Origin of the sequence: Pseudidiomarina fusca (genome assembly GCF_032227045.1) — a bacterium.
Classification (GTDB): Bacteria; Pseudomonadota; Gammaproteobacteria; order Enterobacterales; family Alteromonadaceae; genus Pseudidiomarina; species Pseudidiomarina fusca.
This window is the reverse complement of sequence record NZ_JANFPJ010000092.1, coordinates 1-960: the sequence shown is the minus strand read 5'-3', so window position 1 is coordinate 960 and position 960 is coordinate 1. Positions and strand designations below refer to the sequence as shown.

2 protein-coding genes are annotated in these 960 nt (G+C 42.7%); one reads left to right on the top strand and one right to left on the bottom strand.

What is annotated here, in order from left to right:
• A partial coding sequence (locus NOG12_RS13200) for an IS256 family transposase (protein WP_313933508.1) occupies positions 1–501 on the top strand: 501 nt, incomplete at its 5' end.
• Positions 502–676: 175 nt separating this feature from the next.
• Here the strand turns inward: NOG12_RS13200 and NOG12_RS13195 are convergent.
• A partial coding sequence (locus NOG12_RS13195) for a Tn3 family transposase (protein WP_313933507.1) occupies positions 677–960 on the bottom strand: 284 nt, incomplete at its 5' end.

Below are 960 nucleotides of genomic sequence, written 5' to 3'. Positions count from 1 at the left end.
CCGAAATCTATAAGGCGTCAATACGTCCTAAAATGGACGCTTACGGTGCAACTGTGTATCGTGCATCAAATCCGCAATAGCCTGCGCTTCGTCAGCTGGAAAGAGCGTAAAGCTGTTGCAGCAGACCTTAAAACTATTTATGGCGCAGCAACCCTGCAACAGGCAGAGCTGGCACTGGAGCAGTTTGCCGAAGCCTGGGATAACCAGCATCCGAGCATTAGCAAATCCTGGCGCGATAACTGGACAAGGCTGAGTGTGTTCTTCGACTATCCACCGGAGATACGCAAGGTCATATACACCACCAATGCCATCGAATCGCTTAATGCCAGCCTGCGTCAGGTCACCAAAACCAGACGGTCATTCCCAAGTGATGATGCGGTGCTGAAGTTGCTATATCTGGCTTTACACCAGATTGCTAAAAAGTGGACAATGCCACTGCGAGATTGGAAGCCTGCCATGACGCAGTTTATGATCATGTACGGTGACCGAGTATCGTTATGATAAACAGCCACTTACACAGAAAATTTTATAGTCTCTAAAAACTTGTTAGCTTATCTGTTTTCTATCAATGTTAGCTTGTATATATCAAGCATATAGAATATCAACACCTCCAATTTTTAATGGCACTTTGATGCGCAGTACCTTTTGAATTAGAAATACAAACAGATGGCATTCTTTAACTTATTGATTCTACATCACTAAGTAAACCAGCTAAGTCGATTTCTTTGCGGTCTTTATTAAAGGCATATTCCCCATTTAGATTAATGTGTTGCCAAGCAACAGGTGAAAGCCGAGAAATAACATCAACCACATCTTGCCTACCGTTCCTCTCTTGGATTTGTAAAAATGCCGATAGTAACGCGGAATTATAATAAATAATGCAATTTGAAATGAGTCGAGCACAATCGTTCCATTGTGGGGTTCTAGGGATTTTCCCCTCTAAAAAGACATAATCCTCTG